This is a genomic window from Pseudomonas antarctica, assembly GCF_900624995.1.
GTDB lineage: Bacteria > Pseudomonadota > Gammaproteobacteria > Pseudomonadales > Pseudomonadaceae > Aquipseudomonas > Aquipseudomonas antarctica.
The window spans coordinates 1-17,003 of record NZ_UYXQ01000089.1 but is presented as its reverse complement, the minus strand read 5'-3'; the positions used below and the strand labels follow the sequence as shown (position 1 = coordinate 17,003).

Annotated in this window: 16 protein-coding genes; 2 read left to right on the top strand and 14 right to left on the bottom strand. The window is 60.1% G+C overall.

What is annotated here, in order from left to right:
* The 12 genes from E0F99_RS23805 to arnC form a co-directional block, all read right to left on the bottom strand.
* The coding region (locus E0F99_RS23805) for an acyl-CoA dehydrogenase family protein (RefSeq protein ID WP_207303097.1) at positions 1-574 on the bottom strand (574 nt) is incomplete at its 3' end.
* A 3-nt stretch (positions 575-577) separates the two neighbouring features.
* Positions 578-1,681 carry an enoyl-CoA hydratase/isomerase family protein gene (locus E0F99_RS23800; RefSeq protein ID WP_083358374.1) on the bottom strand — a complete coding sequence of 368 codons (1,104 nt, stop codon included), beginning with the start codon at positions 1,679-1,681 and terminating at the stop codon, positions 578-580.
* Between the two features lie 117 nt (positions 1,682-1,798).
* Positions 1,799-2,512, bottom strand: a complete 714-nt coding sequence (locus E0F99_RS23795) for an HPP family protein (RefSeq protein ID WP_083358375.1) — start codon at positions 2,510-2,512, stop codon at positions 1,799-1,801.
* A 162-nt stretch (positions 2,513-2,674) separates the two neighbouring features.
* Positions 2,675-2,863 (bottom strand): type VI secretion system contractile sheath small subunit, encoded by a 189-nt coding sequence (locus E0F99_RS23790; RefSeq protein ID WP_269457885.1) that lies wholly within the window; start codon positions 2,861-2,863, stop codon positions 2,675-2,677.
* Positions 2,864-3,145: 282 nt separating this feature from the next.
* Entirely contained in the window at positions 3,146-4,768 is a 1,623-nt protein-coding gene (locus tag E0F99_RS23785; RefSeq protein ID WP_083358377.1) for an ArnT family glycosyltransferase, read from the bottom strand.
* Positions 4,769-4,771: 3 nt separating this feature from the next.
* Positions 4,772-6,151 (bottom strand): UDP-glucose dehydrogenase family protein, encoded by a 1,380-nt coding sequence (locus E0F99_RS23780; protein WP_083358378.1) that lies wholly within the window; start codon positions 6,149-6,151, stop codon positions 4,772-4,774.
* Complete coding sequence (arnF, locus tag E0F99_RS23775) at positions 6,148-6,561, bottom strand: 4-amino-4-deoxy-L-arabinose-phosphoundecaprenol flippase subunit ArnF (RefSeq protein ID WP_083358379.1); 414 nt, start codon at positions 6,559-6,561, stop codon at positions 6,148-6,150. The genes E0F99_RS23780 and arnF overlap by 4 nt, the downstream gene beginning before the upstream one ends.
* Entirely contained in the window at positions 6,558-6,905 is a 348-nt protein-coding gene (gene arnE / locus E0F99_RS23770; RefSeq protein ID WP_083358380.1) for a 4-amino-4-deoxy-L-arabinose-phosphoundecaprenol flippase subunit ArnE, read from the bottom strand. The genes arnF and arnE overlap by 4 nt, the downstream gene beginning before the upstream one ends.
* Positions 6,902-8,557 (bottom strand): lipid IV(A) 4-amino-4-deoxy-L-arabinosyltransferase, encoded by a 1,656-nt coding sequence (arnT, locus tag E0F99_RS23765; RefSeq protein WP_083358381.1) that lies wholly within the window; start codon positions 8,555-8,557, stop codon positions 6,902-6,904. Before arnT ends, arnE begins: the two co-directional genes overlap by 4 nt.
* Positions 8,554-9,438: a 4-deoxy-4-formamido-L-arabinose-phosphoundecaprenol deformylase gene (gene arnD / locus E0F99_RS23760; protein WP_083358382.1), complete on the bottom strand. Its 885-nt coding sequence runs from the start codon at positions 9,436-9,438 to the stop codon at positions 8,554-8,556. The genes arnT and arnD overlap by 4 nt, the downstream gene beginning before the upstream one ends.
* Complete coding sequence (gene arnA / locus E0F99_RS23755; protein ID WP_083358383.1) at positions 9,438-11,429, bottom strand: bifunctional UDP-4-amino-4-deoxy-L-arabinose formyltransferase/UDP-glucuronic acid oxidase ArnA; 1,992 nt, start codon at positions 11,427-11,429, stop codon at positions 9,438-9,440. The genes arnD and arnA overlap by 1 nt, the downstream gene beginning before the upstream one ends.
* The gene (gene arnC / locus E0F99_RS23750; protein ID WP_083358384.1) at positions 11,426-12,466 is read right to left on the bottom strand and encodes an undecaprenyl-phosphate 4-deoxy-4-formamido-L-arabinose transferase; all 1,041 of its coding nucleotides are present in this window, start codon (positions 12,464-12,466) and stop codon (positions 11,426-11,428) included. Before arnC ends, arnA begins: the two co-directional genes overlap by 4 nt.
* A gap of 470 nt (positions 12,467-12,936) precedes the next feature.
* Between arnC and E0F99_RS23745 the strand changes: the two genes are divergently transcribed.
* Both E0F99_RS23745 and E0F99_RS23740 read left to right on the top strand, forming a co-directional pair.
* A complete protein-coding gene (locus tag E0F99_RS23745) occupies positions 12,937-13,755 on the top strand; it encodes a M949_RS01915 family surface polysaccharide biosynthesis protein (RefSeq protein ID WP_083358385.1) in 819 nt (272 codons plus the stop codon).
* 108 nt (positions 13,756-13,863) lie between these two features.
* Positions 13,864-14,778: a site-specific integrase gene (locus E0F99_RS23740; RefSeq protein ID WP_083358386.1), complete on the top strand. Its 915-nt coding sequence runs from the start codon at positions 13,864-13,866 to the stop codon at positions 14,776-14,778.
* 131 nt (positions 14,779-14,909) lie between these two features.
* Here E0F99_RS23740 and E0F99_RS23735 read toward each other — a convergent pair whose 3' ends face one another.
* Together E0F99_RS23735 and E0F99_RS23730 are read right to left on the bottom strand one after the other, a co-directional pair.
* On the bottom strand, positions 14,910-15,767 hold the full coding sequence (locus E0F99_RS23735) for an SDR family oxidoreductase (RefSeq protein WP_083358387.1): 858 nt from the start codon (positions 15,765-15,767) through the stop codon (positions 14,910-14,912).
* 224 nt (positions 15,768-15,991) lie between these two features.
* Positions 15,992-17,003, bottom strand: a 1,012-nt coding sequence (locus E0F99_RS23730) for a multidrug effflux MFS transporter (RefSeq protein WP_130908955.1), incomplete at its 5' end; no start/stop codon positions are given.

Here is a 17,003-nt window from a genome sequence, read left to right as displayed (position 1 = left end):
GCGTAGCAGTGGGCACCAGGAAGGCCGAAATGCCTTTTTTTCCCAAGTCCGGATCTGTCACCGCAAAGACGATAGCCAACTTGGCGCGCTTGCCGTTGCTGACAAACTGTTTGGCGCCGTTGATCACCCAGTGGCCATCGCGCAGCTCGGCGCGGGTGCGCAGGTTGTGGGCTTCAGAGCCGGCCTGAGGTTCGGTCAGGCAGAAGCAGCCAATGGCCTGGCCACTGGCGAGGTCAGGCAGCCAGGTTTGCTTCTGTTCTTGTGTGCCGTAGTTGAGAATTGGCCCGCAACCCACTGAATTATGGATACTCATTAATGCGCCGGTGGCGCCATCGCCAGCCGAAATTTCTTCGACCGCCAGGGCATAGGCAACGTAATCGACATAGGTGCCGCCCCATTCTTCCGGCACCACCATGCCCAGCAGGCCCAGTTCGCCCATCTTGGCGACCAGTGCATCGTCGATCCAGCCGGCCTTTTCCCAGGCTTGCGCGTGCGGGGCGATCTCGCCACGGGCAAAGTCGCGCGCCATGTCGCGAATCATTACTTGTTCTTCAGTATATTCAATGTCTTGCACGGCTTATCTCCCAACCTGCTTGAAGTTGTGGAAGAAGCTTTCCACATGGGTTGCGTCCAACCGGTGAATCGAGGGCGGGTTCCAGCGCGGGCTTTTGTCCTTGTCGATGATCAAGGCCCGAACGCCTTCGATCAGGTCGCCGCGTTCAAACCACTGGCGGTCCAGGTGCAATTCCAGCGCAAAGCACTGCTCCAGCGGCAGTCGGCGGCCACGACGGAGCATTTCCAGGGTCACGGCCATTGCCAGCGGTGAACGGGTTTGCATCAGGTTGGCGGTGTTTAGCGCCCATTCATGGCTGTCGGCGACGGTGACTTGCTGCAACTGCTCGACGATGCTGGGCACGTCCGGCAGCGCGAAGAAGTGGTCGATGGCCGGGCGCAGGGCTGCCAGCGGTGCATCGGGCAACTGCTGCACGGCCAATTTCGCGAGCAGGCCTTGCAGATCCTTGAGTGGCGAGTCCTGCCATTGCAGGCGGTCGAACTTGTGGTCCAGCTCAGCGAGTTTGGCGCTGCCGATGTACCAGTCTGCCAGCCCACAGTACAGCGCGTCGGCGGCGCGAATCTGTACGCCGGTCACGCCGAGGTAAATGCCCAGCTCACCGGGAATGCGTGGCAGGAAGTAGCTGCCGCCCACGTCCGGGAAATAGCCAATGGCCACTTCCGGCATTGCCAGGCGACTGCGTTCGGTGACGACGCGTAAATCAGCGCCTTGGACCAGGCCCATGCCGCCGCCAAGGACGAATCCGTCCATTAATGCCACTACCGGTTTGCGGTAGTGGTGAATGACCAGGTCAAGTGCGTATTCTTCGACAAAGAAATCTTCGTGCAGGGTGTCGCCATTCTTGAAGCTGTCGTACAAGGACCGGATGTCGCCACCGGCGCAGAAGGCTTTTTCGCCAGTGCCGCGCAGTACAACGGCATAGACCTGTGGGTCATGTGCCCAAGCCTGCAGGTGCGCGGTCAGGCTACGGACCATGTCCAGGGTAATGGCATTCAAGCCGGCGGGGCGGTTGAGGGTGAGGTGGCCGATATGGTTGCGCACCTCGGCCAGCACTTCTTCCTGAAGACTATCAGCGCGGCTTGCTTCGGATGAAACCTGAGCAGTCATCTGTAACTCCCTGCTTTTATTGTTCTTTATCAAGATGTTCACGGGCGAACCCTCTCGTGATCGTACCAGTGCAAATTTGCCCAGTACAACCCGGAATCATGCAGGTCGTTTTTGCATTTATGCAGTGGGGCGGCTGGCCAGTACCTGACCAATGCTGCGGCGTCGCGCATGGCCTTGCGCCGCGTGGATCAGCTGTTCAAGCTCGGCCGGTGCTACGTCGTAGAATTGCTCCATCTCAGCCAAGGCCCGCTTCAAATCGGCCGCGGTTATCGACGGATCGGTCAGCGGCGCAGCATTGCCTACGCCGATGGGCGGCGACTCGAGCGCGGCCTTGGGGTAACGCGTGCGCGTGGCATTGTTATAGGCCAACGCACACGCCAGCAATGCACCCGCGCCGAGCATGACTGGCGCCAGTGCCTGCCAGCCAAGGGCGCTGGACGCAGGGTCGGCGAGCACCAGCGTCATGGCCAGGCCGCCTGCCGGCGGATGCAAGCACCGTAGCCAGCAAATCAGGATAACCGTCATGCCCGCTGCGAAGCAGGCGCTGCCCAAGGTGCGCCCCAGCACGCGCGCGACCAACAACGCCACAATGCCTGCGCACAAATAACTGCCCATGATCGACCAAGGCTGGGCCAGCGCTCCGGACGACACGGCAAACAGCAGTACTGCCGAGGCACCGAGTGGGCCGAGCAAGTGCAAGGCCACTTCCATACCAAATACTTGGGCACATACCCAAACACTGCACAGCGTGCCCAGTGCCATGCCGATGGCGGCGCGGCTCCATTCGCCAGGGCGGGTGTTGATTGCGGCGGGTAACCAGCGAGCGAGCATCGAGCAGTCCATGAAAAGCGGGCGAAAAAAAAGGCTTGCCTGGTTTCCCGGAAAAGCCCTTTGAAGGTTCCAGCCTTTGGGGGAGGAACCCGCGCAGTGTGCCGACGTTGATGCCTGGTCGCCAATGCATATTAATGAGGGTTTAATGCAAAAATATTGCAGTTAGGTGGCCTCGCCGAGTGACATGAGGTGTTCCTTCTGCGACGGAACAGGGTTGAGGTGGCCCAGGACGCGTATATCTGCTTCTTCGTTGAACAGGTGTTTTTGCAGGTTTTCCTGCAGCGCAGGGTCGTCGGCCAGCGGCCCTTTTAACGCCACCAGGGCGTCGCGCAGTTCCATCAACCGATCCAGCCTCGGTACAGGAATAAGTAACAGATCTTCCAGCACGGCATAGCCCTCTTAATGAAGTAAGTCACGGTGACTTGCGTGCACTCACCCCAGCCTGTCGAGATCGTGGTAGTAGATAGTTAATGCACTGTGCAACGAGTCTACATTTGGGTTCCAGGCGCCGGAAGACAATGTGCGACAGCTGTTACGCATAGCTATGTAGGCGTTTTCTTGGTGGTTATGACGAAAAACGCCCACTCCTTAACAGAGTGGGCGTTGTTTATTAAACCGCTGCTGTAAACGCGATCAGGGCGCCGCGGGTTTCTCCAGATGCAGCAACACATAGGGGTCTTTATCGAACTCCCCGGTGAGGGTCGGGGTGAGGGCGCGCAAGCGCGGGTCTTGCAACCGACTGAACGCCTGCGCACTCATCACCAGCCAGGCTGGCGCTTGCAGCGGCGCCAGGTCGGCAGATGACTGAGTAAACAGCGGCACCTTATCGCAGTCGAAGTTGACCATGAACTTGATGGCCTTGGCATCTTTACCCAGCCCATGCAGTACAACGGGTGCAGGCTGCTGCATGATCTGGGCTTTAACCGCGAGGCTGAAGGTGCGGGTGTCGTACAGCGAACGCTCGAGCGGTTCGACCACGATGATGTAGGTCGACCACAGCGCCAGCACCGCTGCGAACGCTGGGCCCAATGGCCGCAACCGCGGTTTCAACACCGCCAGCAGCGCCAATACCTGAAGCATACCCAGCACGATGAACATCAGCCCAAGGCTGCTCAACTGTTCCGGATAACGCCTGCGCGCCACCACCAGCCCGATCATCAACAACGCCGGCAACAACGTCCAGACACCGAGCATTAACCCGCGCAACCAGGCAAATAAGCGCCCTTGGCTGACGTGGAACGGGTAGGCCGCGATGATCGCCGCCATCGGGAGCATTGGCAGGATGTAGCGGGCTTTTTTCGCCTGTGGCACTGACAAACCGAGCATCACCAGCAAACCGGCAGCCGCGCAATACAGTACCAGTTGCAACGCCGGGTCCGGAGCCCGACGCCCGCCTATTACCACAGCCAGCAGCACCAACAGTGCCAATGGATAGGCCAAGGCATAATTGCCTATGGAACTGGTGAAGTAATACAGCACGCCGCCGGAGCCTTCGGTGCCGTCCATGCGGCCGAGGAACTGCATGCGGATCACGTCCTGCATGAAGTCCTCGCCGCCACTGAGCTTGGCCAGCAGCAGCAACAGGCCGACACACGCCGCCAGCAACGCCAGGGCGATCAGGCCGAACGTAAACAGTTGGCGCCATTGCCGATTGAGCAAGTAATAGCTGCACAGCACCCCCGTTGGAATCACCAGGCCGATAGGCCCACGGATGGCGAAGCCGATAATCAGCAGCAGGAACAGCCAGTGCAGGCGCTTGGCTGCACCGAAGTGATCATGCGCATAACCCAGGTAGAACACCGCCAGGGCAACGGCGGCGAGCATCTGGTCGAGGGACACGGCACGGGTTTCGCTGATGAAGGTGCTGCTGAGCAACAACATCGCAATGCTCAGCAGGCCCCAGCGCGTGGAGTAGGGCGCCGTCAGGCGATACACCAGCGTGACGATCAGCGCCGAAGCGATGGCGGTGGGCAGCCACGCCGTGAGGCTGGTGACCTGGCCAAACGGCAACGACAACACCCATGTCAGCAGCGTTGAGGTCGCCAGGTAATCGGCGTAGGGCTGCCCGTAGGTCGTGGGGAAGAAACTCGGCCCATGACGCAGCATCTCCTGGGCGAACAGCACAAAGCGCGAGTCGAACCCGATAATCGCCTGGTGCCAGTTACCCACTATAAACAGCACCAAGGCCAGAAGCCCAAGCCCCAGCGACTGGTGACGGATCGTTGCATTGAGCAGGGGCGGATGAGCTCTATTCACGTCTCAGGCTTCCTCGACCTGAGGTACCCAGTTTTGCTGGGGAATCGGTAACTCGCAGGAGTCACCCCGGCCCATTGGGAAATATTTGAAGCCTTTGCGTGCCAGGCGCTCACCGTCATATAGGTTGCGACCGTCGAAGATCACCGGGTTTTTCAGGCGAGCGTGGATCAGTTCGAAATCCGGTGCCTTGAACTGCTGCCATTCGGTGCAGACGATCAGCGCATCGGCGCCGCTCAAGGCCGATTCCGGCGTGCCCAGCAGCGTCAGGCGCGACTCGTCGCCATAGATGCGCTGGGTTTCCTGCATGGCTTCAGGGTCGAACGCACGTACATTGGCGCCGGCGGCCCACAAGGCTTCCATCAGCACACGGCTGGGTGCATCGCGCATGTCATCGGTATTGGGTTTGAAGGCCAGGCCCCACAAGGCGAACGTCTTACCCTGCAGGTTGCCCTTGAAGTAAGCGTTGATGCGCTCAAACAGCTTGCTCTTCTGACGCTGGTTGATGGCTTCCACGGCTTCCAGCAGGTCGCTGGAGCAGTTGGCCTGTTTGGCGCTATGGATCAAGGCGCGCATGTCTTTGGGGAAGCACGAGCCGCCGTAGCCGCAACCCGGGTAGATGAAGTGGTAGCCGATGCGCGAGTCGGCACCGATGCCCAGGCGCACGGCTTCGATGTCGGCACCCAGGTGTTCGGCCAGTTCGGCAATCTGGTTGATAAAGCTGATCTTGGTGGCCAGCATGCAGTTGGCGGCGTACTTGGTCAGTTCGGCGCTGCGCAGGTCCATGAAGATGATGCGATCGTGGTTACGGTTGAACGGCGCGTACAGGTCGCGCATCACTTCACGCACTTCTTCACGCTCGCAGCCGATGATGATCCGGTCCGGGCGGCGGCAGTCGGCAACGGCCGAGCCTTCCTTGAGGAATTCCGGGTTGGAGACGATATCGAACTCCAGGTGCCGACCGGCCACGCGCAGGCTCTTTTCGATGTGCGCGCGCAACGTGTCGCCGGTGCCGACCGGTACGGTGGATTTCTCCACCAGGATCACTGGCTCCACGCGGTGGCGGGACACGGCATCACCCACCGACAGGACATATTTCAGGTCGGCCGAACCGTCTTCATCCGACGGCGTGCCCACGGCAATAAACAACACTTCACCGTGTTCTACGGCGAGCTTTTCATCAAAGGTAAAGTGCAGGCGTCCGCTTTCCAGGTTTTCCTTGACCATGGCCGCCAGGCCCGGCTCAAAAATGGTCACATGGCCTTTCTGCAGGGATTCGACCTTGCTCTTGTCCACGTCCATGCAGATCACATCGTGACCGACTTCGGCCAATACGGTGGCCTGCACCAGACCGACGTAACCGCTACCAAATACACTGATTTTCATGGGGCATTCCTGAGGCTTGTAACGCTAGCACGACGAGAGTTAATAACCAGAACACCGAGGATGACCAACGCCACCCCCAGGGTTTTTGAAAGGGAAAAATCTTCGTGGAATACCGGCAGGCTGGCGGCCAGCAGGTAGACCAACGCGTAGCTGATGCTGAGCAGCGAATAGGCGCGGCCCAGTGGCAAATGTTTGAGTGCGCCGAGCCAGCAGAGCATCGACAGCGCATAGGCGATGATCGCCAGGATCACTACACCCAAGGCGCCGAGGTCGATGGCGTTGCTGTTGAACGCGTTCAGCCACTCGGCAGGCAGAGGCAGGCGCGTCATGCTCCAGCGCATGCCCAGCTGGGCGGCGCTGACCAGGCCGACGCTGCCCAGGGCCAGGGCAAACCCTTGAACCCGGCTCATACGTGACGCCCCAGCAACACCACACCGCCGATCACCAGCGCCACACCCAGCCAGTGACGGCCATCGATGTGCTCATGAAAGACAAACCGCGCCATCAGCGTGACCAGTACAAAATTCAGGCTGAGCATGGGGTAGGCGATACCCACTTCCAGGCGTTGCAGCACCAACAGCCACACCAGCAAACCCAGGCCCAGGCACACCAGCGCCGTCCAGAGCCAGGGTGAGCGCAGTTTTGGCGCCCAACCGTCCGGCTGGTCGCGCCAGCTTTCCACGGCAAACTTCTGCGAGACCTGGCCCATGCACGTGAGCAGGCACGCGCTGAGTAAAAGAACCAGGGTGATCATGGCGCGGCCTGTGGGAAGATCAGGATCACCAGGTTGCCTTGCTCGTAGCGTTTACCGTCTTGGGGCAGTAGGTTCACCTCAGCGACTTCATCGTCACCCTTGACCCGCATGACCACGCCGACCGGCCCCTGTTTGCGCGCCTCAGTCATCCATTGCTGGACCTGAGCAGTGTCGATCTTGCGGTGGGCGGTGTCCGCGTAGGCGATGCCGTATTTCACTTCGCCAACGGTGTTGTAGAGCGCGACATCCGGGCGCCCCAGGCGCCAGGACAGGGCCGACGCCGCGCCAAGGTCATTACTGAGCAAGGCGGTGCTCGTTTGCAGTTCGTGCTGATGGTCGATAATGAACTGATCCGGCGTTTTGTTATAAACCACCGAATGCGGCAGCGCGGCGGGCACGAGCAGCACCAGCAAGCCACTGCCGATCAACGGCGCGGCCCAAAATTTCAAAGGGCGTGCGGCTTGCAATAGGTTGGCGACGACCCAGCCGAACAAGCAGATAAACACCAACAGCAGGCTGAGGGTTTCCTCGCCGTGTGCGTACACCGGCTTCTTCATTTGGAACCCACTGAGTGCGAGCAAGGCCAGCACGCCGAAACCCACGTTCAGCCAACCATTGATGCGCAATGCGCGGCCATGGCCTTGTACAAGCTTGTCACTCAGCGCCGAGCCCATCAGCAAGGCCAGCGGCAGCAGGCACGGCATGATGTAAGACGGCAACTTGCCTTTGGCCAGGCTGAAAAACGCCAGGGGCATCAGCAGCCACAGCAGCAGGAACGCAGTCTTGGGCAGGCGTTTTCCCAGCCATGCCTGTTTGACCGTGGACGGCAGCAAGGCGATCCAGGGCAACGAGAAGGCAACCATCAGCGGCAGGTAGTACCAGAACGGCTCGGCGTGTTGGGCATCGTCTCCGGCAAAGCGTTGGATATGCTCGTGCCAGAAGAAGAAGTTCCAGTAGTCCGGCTCTTGCAGGTGCACGGCCAGCGCCCAGGGCAAGCTGACAACAATGGCGACGACGACCGCCACCACGCCGTAACCGAGCAGTTCACCAAAGCGTTTCTGCCAGATGGCGTAGGGCAGGGCGATCAGCACCGGCAGCAGCCAGGCGAGAAAACCCTTGGTCATGAAGCCCATGCCGCAGGCAAAGCCGAGCAAGGCCCAGGACCACAAGCGGCCCCGGCGCGTGGTGCTGTCGAAGCAGAACCACAGCGCAACGCCGGTCAGGTTGACCCAGAAGGTGAATTGCGGGTCCAGGTTGGCATAACCGCCGAGCAAGGCCACGCTGACAAAACTCATGTACAGCACGGTGCTGACCAGGCTTTTTTGCGGGTCATTCCACAGCCGGCGAGACACGAGATAGACCAGCAAGATGCTCAGCCCGGTGCTCAGGGCGGACGCAAAGCGCACGCCGAACAGGTTTTGCCCGAAAATCGCCTGGCCCAGCGCAATCATCCAGTAGCCGGCGGCAGGCTTTTCGAAGTAGCGAATGCCCATAAAGTGCGGCGAGGCCCACTTGCCAGTCAGCAGCATTTCCTGGCTGATCTGCGCGTAACGGGTTTCATCAGGAATCCACAGGCCGTGGGTGGCCAGTGGTAACAGGTAAAACACGCCGAATGCCAATAGGAGCAAGGGCAATGCCCAGCGCCGGATCATGCCTGCTGTACTCCGAGCCATCCTTCGCGGCCGTTCAGGGCGCCGCGCACCAGGTGTTGCTGGGGCAAGGTGGTCACATCATCGGGCAACAGGTCGCCCAAGGGCTTGAAGTCGATGCCGCGCTGCCCGGCCTGGGCAAGCAACTGGCGAAAATCATCAGCCATCAGAATCCCTTCTACTTCTGCGTGGATCGTGTAGACGTTCAGCTTCGACTCGCCAAAGCGGTCAAGAATGAAGCTGTTGAAGTCTTTGGCAGCCACCACTGGCCCGACGACTTCGTCGAAGGTCGGCAGGTCTACCGGAATTTGTGGGGTGCCCGCACTGCCATCGGCCAAGGTGGGTCGAAACAGGCTGGTGCCCCGGCAATCGCTGTTGTAGCGAAAGTTGAAGCCTTGTTTGGCTTGCACCACGCGCTCATCGGCACGCCAACCGGCGGCCGCTGAACAATCGATGCGCTCACCGAGAATGTCGCTCAAGGTGTCGACGCCACGGCGGATTTGCTCGACCAGTTGTGCATCGCTCCAGCGCCCGGTGTTGGCCTGCCAGCCGTGGTGGTCCCACGCATGCAGGCCGACTTCATGACCGGCAGCCTTGGCCTGGCGCATCAAGTGCCCCAGGTCACGGCCAATCGGTTTGCCCGGCCAGGCGGTGCCGGCCAACAAGATATCCCAGCCATACAGCCCGGCAGCATTGGAACGAAGCATCTTCCACAGAAATTGCGGGCGGATCAGGCGCCACAAGTGGCGCCCCATGTTGTCCGGCCCAACGCTGAAGAAGAACGTCGCTTTTACCGAGGCTTCATCCAGGGATTCGAGCAACCGTGGCACACCTTCACGGGTGCCACGGTAGGTATCGACGTCGATGCGAAGGCCTGCCTGCATTACTTCTTATCCGCGATTTCAAGCATCGCTTCACGCAGGAAGAAATCCAGGGTGTTGCCGATGGTTTCGCTCATCTCCACGGTCGGCTCCCAGTTCAGCAGGCGCTTGGCGTTTTCGATGCTTGGCTTGCGGTGTGCCACGTCCTGGTAACCGGTGCCGTAGAACGCCTTGCTCTCTACGTCGCGGAAACCGGCGAACGGCGGGAAGTTGCTGCGCAGTGGGTGCGCCTCGAACTGACGCAGCAGTTCTTCGCCCAACTGACGGATGCTGGCTTCGTTTTCCGGGTTGCCGATGTTGATGATCTGGCCGTTGCACACATCGTTGTCGTTATCAATGATGCGCGCCAGGGCTTCGATACCGTCGGCGATGTCAGTGAAGCAACGCTTTTGCTCGCCACCGTCGAACAGGCGGATCGGCGTGCCTTCCACCAGGTTCAGGATCAGCTGGGTAATGGCACGGGAGCTGCCGATACGGGCCGAGTCCAGGCGGTCAAGGCGTGGGCCCATCCAGTTGAATGGACGGAACAGGGTGAAGTTCAGGCCTTTGTCGCCGTAAGCCCAGATCACGCGGTCCAGCAGTTGCTTGGAGACCGAGTAGATCCAGCGCTGCTTGTTGACCGGGCCGACCACCAGGTTGGAGGTGTCTTCGTCGAAGTACTGGTCCTGGCACATGCCATAGACTTCGGAGGTCGACGGGAAGATCACGCGCTTGTTGTATTTGACGCAGTAGCGAACCAGTTTGAGGTTCTCTTCGAAGTCCAACTCGAACACGCGCAGCGGGTTACGGGTGTATTCGATTGGCGTGGCGATGGCCACCAGCGGCAGGACCACGTCGCACTTCTTGATGTGGTACTCGATCCACTCGGAGTGAATGCTGATATCGCCTTCCACGTAGTGGAAGTTGGGGTGGCTGCGCAGGCGCTCGATGGCGTCGGAGCCGATATCCAGGCCGTAGATTTCGTAACGGTCGTCACGCAGCAGGCGCTCGGACAAGTGGTTGCCGATGAAACCGTTCACACCCAGGATCAGCACGCGGGTACGCCGTGGCTTGCGGCCGGACTCGGCGCCGCGCAGTACAGAACCGTCCACCAGGCCCAGTTCGTCGGCCAGGGAAGGGCCGGCCAGGTACAGGCCATTGGCGTTGCGCTGGCCGAACTTGACCACCAGGGAGTCTTCGCCGCAGGCGATGCGCAGCGGGTTGACGCTGATCACACGGCCAGGCGCCAGGCCTTCGTTGCCCTTGACCACGTCAGCTTGCCAAACAATCAGTTTGTGCTCGCCGACCGCGCAGAAGGCGCCCGGGTAAGGTTGCGTCACGGCGCGAACCAGGTTGAACAGTTCCTCAGCCGGTTTTTTCCAGTCCAGCTTGCCATCAGCCGCCGTGCGGCGGCCGAAGTAGGTGGCTTGGCTTTCGTCCTGGGCGGTTTCGGCCAGCTTGCCTTGAGCCAGTTGCGGCAGGGCGTCACGCAGCAGGTTGGTGGCTGCGTCGCGCAGTTTGGCGTGCAGGGTCAGGCCGGTATCAGTGCGCTCGATCACGACTTTCTGCTGGGCCAGGATCGCGCCGGCATCGGCACGCTTGACCATGCGGTGCAGGGTCACGCCGGTTTCGGTTTCGCCGTTGACCAGCACCCAGTTGGCCGGGGCGCGGCCACGGTATTTAGGCAGCAACGAACCGTGCAGGTTGAACGCGCCTTTGCTGGCGGTGGCCAGCAGCGGCTCGCTCAGCAGGTTGCGGTAGTAGAAGGAGAAGATGTAGTCCGGGTTCAGCTTGGCAATACGCTCGATCCACAGCGGGTGGTTGGCGTCTTCCGGTGCGTGCACCGGGATGCCGTTGCGAGCGCACAGTTGCGCGACGGAGCCGTAGAAATTGTTTTCCTTGGGGTCGTCGGCATGGGTGAACACGGCAGCAATGTCGTAGCCGGCGGTCAGCAGGGCTTCAATGCCTGCACAGCCAATATCGTGGTATGCGAAGACAACAGCTTTTGAATTCATGACGAAACCTGATCGGAAGGAGAAGTAGAGGTGGAGGTATGGGAGGACACCAGGCCGTCAACGACGACCACTGGAGCCGGTGCTGCCGGTTGGTTGCGCAGCACTTTTTCAATAAAGAACCGTGGCCGGGCGCGCACGTCACTGTACATGCGGCCCAGGTATTCACCCAAGAGGCCCATGCCAATAAATTGGCCACCGGTGAACACGAACAAGACCGCGAACAGCACAAACGTACCGTCACCGGCCCAGGTAGCACCGAAGGCCAGGCGCATGATGATCAAGGCAAAAGCGAACAGCATGCCCAACGCTGCCAGGCTGAAGCCAACAATGCTCAGCAGGCGCAATGGCGTGGTGGTCATGCAGGTCAGCAGGTCGAACATCAGGCTGATCAGGCGCATCGGGCTGTATTTGGACTCGCCATGTTCACGCTCGGCGTGGTGCACCAGGATCTCGGTGGTGTGGCGGGCAAAGCCGTTGGCCAGGATCGGGATAAAGGTGCTGCGCTCGCGGCAGGCGAGCATGGCGTCGACGATGGTGCGCCGGTAAGCGCGCAGCATGCAGCCGTAGTCGGTCATGGCCACGCCGGTGGAACGCTGCACGGCCAAGTTGATCAGGCGCGAAGGCCAGCGGCGGAAAGCCGAGTCCTGGCGGTTGCTGCGTACGGTGGCAACCACGTCGTAGCCCAAGGCGGCTTGTTCGACCAGGCGCGGGATTTCTTCCGGCGGGTTCTGCAGGTCGGCGTCGAGGGTAATCACCACCTCGCCCCGGCACTGCTCAAAGCCGGCCATGATCGCCGCATGCTGGCCGTAGTTACGGTTGAGGATCACCGCCACCACGTTGCTGCCGTCTTGCGCGGCGGCGTCTTCCAGTAATTGGGCGGAGTTGTCGCGACTACCATCATCGACCAGGATGATTTCGTATTCGTAGGCCAGTTGCTTGCAGGCTGCCGTCGTGCGACGCAGCAATTCAGGCAGGCTCTCTTGTTCGTTGTAGACCGGGATAACGATCGACACGCAATGAATAGGGTAGGGTTTCAAAGATTCATGACCTCGGGGCTAGAGCGGTTGGAGCGTGAAAACAGCAGTCATCAGCGGCTGAATGTTCAGAAAACTGATTAAACGGAGCGTGGGTTTGCAGTGTTCATTCGACATTCCTGAGAAGGGCAATGTTTTCTTCCATAGGCTAGCGGAGTAAAGACCAAAATTGTGAAAGGTAAAGCCGAATCAACTAGTTAGTCATAGAACGCGTTGCTTGTTCTCAAGTCCTGGCGCCAAGATTAAGCGCAAAAATGTTGAACGAATATGAAAGGCAGATGAAAAACTCGTTTATTTGACAGGTAGACAGCTAGGGTTCAGCTAACTAACGGATGCGCCAAGGGATACCTTGAGCGGGTAACATATAGGCGTTTTTTGCAGCCTGCAGCGCCTCGCCTGGTTTATTCAACAATCTTCTCTGCATTGCCCCTCAAGTGCCGGTAAAGTAAGCCATCTCTTGCCAGGGTACTCGGATGAATAGCGTGCAGCTTTTACGCGGCCAGTTGCGGCCCGCGTTGATGGGATTGTTGATGGCTGTGGCCTGCGTCACAACCGTACGGGCCGATGATACGGTTGCGCTCACCCTTGTCGACCAGGTGCCGGAAGGCGTTGAAGTGCGCGGTAAACAGGTCGCGGCGTACACCTGGGACGACCGCCAAGGCAAGAATCTTCTGGTGCTCGCCGAGCAGGTCAGCGAGCGTGAAGACGACGGCACCCAGTCCGCATTTGTTTACGCGGCCCAGTATCTGTTGGATGGCGACCATCCCAAGCGCATGTGGATGCTTTACGACGATGTGCAGCATTGCCAGTTCGACGCGGCGTTGCGCTTTGACATGGCGGCGACCAAAGTCACCGATTTGACCGGCGATGGCATCACTCAGGCGACCGTGGGTTATTCGCGCACGTGCACCAGCGATGTCAGCCCCAACGAATTCAAGTTGATCATGCATGTCGGCAAGTCCCAAAAGTACCGCCTGCGCGGCGTTGATCGCGTCGGCGCAAGCTGGTGGGACGAGGAAGCGGGCGCGTTGCGTGGCATGCCGTTGCCCAAGGACTGCAGTATTGCGGCGCAACAGGCGCTGGTCAGCCAGTACAAGGAGCAAGGCACCGAGTTGCCCCTGCCGGGCTGCTATGGTGATGAAAAGGACTTTGCCAAAGCCCCCGACAGCTACCTGGCATTCATGCGTCAGCATTGGTTTGCATTGATGCACAAGCAGGACACCGAGTGGGGCCAATCCCAGACCCAGCCTCAGCCCGAGGATCCGACCGGGGATGATGAATCAGCCCCGTGATTTTGTGCCAGGGCCGGTCCTGCGCTAGACTCGGCCTTCGCCAATTCACTAAATACCTCGATTAAACAATGGCTTGATCGAGGTATTTAATCCAAAGGCTGATCTACCTTGACTGAGTCTATCCGTAACCCGCTGACCCTCTACCTCACCCGCCTGGCGCCCTCCAGCCAGCTGACCATGCGCTACGTGCTGCAAGACGCCGCCGACCGCCTGGGCTTCGAAGACATCAACCTCGAAGAGATCGACTGGCACCTCCTGCAGCCCGAACACGTGATTGCCCTGGTCGCCGCTTTGCGCGAAGACGGTTATGCGCCAAACACTTCATCGTTGTATGTGAATGCCGTGCGCGGGGTGATGAACGAAGCCTGGCGCATGAGCCTGATCAGCCACGATCACTTGCTCAAGATACGCTCGGTCAAGGCCGCCCCTGGCACACGCTTGGGCCAGGGCCGCAACCTGCGACGTACCCTGATCCGCGAAATGATGGAAGTCTGCGCCGCCGACCCGCGCCCACAGGGCCTGCGGGATGCGGCGGTCATCGGCATTCTGTATGGCTCGGGCATGCGCAAGTCGGAGTCGGTCAACCTCGACCTGGCGCAGGTCAACTTCCAAGAGCGCAGTTTGCGCGTGACCGGCAAAGGCAATAAGGAACTGATCAAGTACGCGCCGGCCTGGGCGTTTGAAAAGCTCACGGCATGGCTGGAATTCCGGCGCGAGCAGCTCAAGGACGGCGAGCAGGACGATACATTCCTGTTTAACCGCATTCGCCGTGGCAGCCATATCACCCGTGAGCGCATCACCAAGCATGCGATTTACTACATTGCTCGCCAGCGTGGCGAACAGGTGGGCGTGAAGATCATGCCGCATGATTTCCGGCGTTCGTTCATCACGCGTGTGATTGAAGAGCACGACTTGTCGATCGCGCAGAAACTCGCGCACCACACCAATATCCAGACCACCGCCAGTTACGACGTGCGCGACGACAATGAGCGGCGCCGGGCGGTGGAGCGGTTTGACTTGTAGCTTCAGCCATGGCGCAGAGGAAAATGTGGGAAGGGGCTTGCTCGCGATAGCCGCGGGTCAGTCAGCTTATCTGTCACTGTCACTGCGTCTTCGGGAGCAAGCCCCCGCCCACATTTGGTTTTGTACCGGGTTTAAAGGATCGGTTTGCCGCCGGTCACCGCATAGCGCGAACCGGACATGTAGCTGGCCTCATCCGAGGCCAGCAGCACATAGATCGGCGCCACTTCTACAGGCTGGCCGGGGCGGCCCAGCGGGGTTTCTTCACCGAAGCTCTTCACGTCATCATCGGTCATGGTCGCAACGATCAGCGGCGTCCAGATCGGGCCTGGCGCGACGCTGTTGACGCGGATGCCCTTGCTGCCAAGCAACTGCGCCAGGCCACCGGTGAAGTTGGCGATTGCGCCTTTGGTCGCCGCATAGGCCAGCAGCGTGGGCTTGGGCATGTCCGAATTGACCGAACTGGTATTGATGATCGAACTGCCGGCTTTCATATGCGGCAGAGCGGCCTTGCAGATCCTAAACATTGCGGTGATGTTGATATCGAACGTTTTGACCCATTCCTCATCCTCAATCTCTTCGAGGGTTTCGTGGGTCATCTGGAACGCGGCGTTGTTGACCAGCACGTCAATACGGCCAAACTGTTCAACGGTCTTTTCGACCAGCGCCTGGCAGTTGGCTTTTTGCGCGATATCACCTGGCAGAAGCAGGCATTGGCGACCCGCCTCTTCGACCCAGCGCGCGGTTTCCTGGGCGTCTTCGTGTTCGTCCAGGTAGGCGACGGCCACGTCAGCGCCTTCACGGGCGAAGGCAATGGCTACGGCGCGGCCAATACCGCTGTCGGCACCGGTGATCAAAGCGATCTTGTTGGCCAACCGACCGGAGCCTTTGTAGCTCCGCTCGCCGCAATCGGGGTAGGGGTCCATTTTCTTCTGGGCACCGGGTACAGATTGCGCTTGAGGGGCGAAAGGTGGGCGAGGGTAGTCAGTCATTACAGTCTCCATAGATCTTGATGGGGCTATGGAGTTAGTCGTTTTACGGGCGGAGATAGTTATAGCGGATGCCTGGCACGCCCGACGAATGGTGCCCATTGCCCGAAGCAGACATACCAATGAGTCACTCGCTCAGGTAGCTCTGCAAGTAGGTTCAACGGTGCGGGCACGCGTCGCCGAGCCGCCTATAGTCCAACGCGTGACGCACGCCTTGACTGGCCTGTTCAGCGGGTTGGCGGGGTGGGAGGGGCTCGGGATGCCAGGTGTGCGGGCAGACGGCGTAAGGTCCACAGCGTAACGAGCATTGCCGCAACCGCACACAGCGCAATGCCGACCAACATGGGGGCCGGCGTATGGTCGGCGAACACGCCAACCAAGGTCATGGACACGGCAGCAGTGATCATCTGGATCGCACCAAGCAGCGCCGATGCGGAACCGGCCACTGCACCATGGTCTTCCAGCGACAACACGCCGGCAGCTGGCAACAGCAGGCCGAGGAAACCGAAGCCGATAAACAGCAGGGTCATCATCACCGCCAGGTGATTGCCCCACAACGTGGTGGCTGCCAGTAAGACCATGACAGCCGCCACGGCCATCACTGACCAACGAATCACCGGCGCCAGCCCGAAGCGCGCGCTCAGGCGTGCGGTCATTTGGCTCATGGCAAAAAATGAGGCGGCATTCAGCGCAAAGCACAGGCTGAATTGTGTGGGTGTGAGGCCGAAGTATTCGATGTACACAAACGGCGCGCTGCCGATAAATACGAAGAAGGTGGCCAGGCCGAAACCGCTGACCACCGCCAGGCCGATAAAGACCGGGTCGCGCAACAACGCGCCGTAACTGCCGATGGCGTTGCCCAAGGTCTTGCCCAGGCGGCGCTCAGGCGGGTGGGTTTCGGGCAATTGCACAATGGTCATTATCAGACACAGCACGGACACCACCGCCAGTACCGCGAAGACTTCGCGCCAGCTCCAGAGTGAAATCACCACGCTGCCGGCCAAAGGTGCCAGGATCGGCGACACACTCATCACCAGCATCAGCAAGGCCATCAGGCGTGCGGCTTCATGGCCGGTGTACAGGTCGCGCACGATCGCCCGGGGAATGACCATGCCAGCGCACGCACCGAATGCCTGCAGGGCACGAAAACCAATCAGCACCTCGATGGTCGGCGCCAATGCGCCACCGACGCTGGCCACGGCGAAAATCACCAAGCCGGCATAGATCGGCGGCTTGCGC